This window comes from Pseudomonas sp. 2995-1 (genome assembly GCF_002742505.1).
In the GTDB taxonomy this organism is placed as follows: domain Bacteria; phylum Pseudomonadota; class Gammaproteobacteria; order Pseudomonadales; family Pseudomonadaceae; genus Aquipseudomonas; species Aquipseudomonas sivasensis.
Genome location: NZ_LJSA01000088.1, coordinates 1 through 246, shown reverse-complemented (window position 1 = coordinate 246; position 246 = coordinate 1). Strand labels below are relative to the sequence as shown.

Below are 246 nucleotides of genomic sequence, written 5' to 3'. Positions count from 1 at the left end.
TTACTAATCTCTATGAAAATATCATCTGCCTCTTCTGTGACAATACCAATATCATAGGTTCCTACTTCACCTTCAAACTCCATAAACCCTTCTGATTCCTGCGTTATAGTTTTTTCCCACAATACATTAGAGTCCTTAACAACATAGAGGGTAATATCCCCTGTGTCTACTGTTGCTTCATATGGTATGAGAACTAATCCATTACCCTCCACATCAAATCCAGCAATATGGTAATCACCTTTTAAC

1 protein-coding gene is annotated in these 246 nt (G+C 37.0%); it reads right to left on the bottom strand.

Annotated elements, in window-relative coordinates:
* Positions 1-246: hypothetical protein (locus AOA61_RS31080; RefSeq protein ID WP_158234779.1), on the bottom strand; the 246-nt coding region annotated here is incomplete at both ends.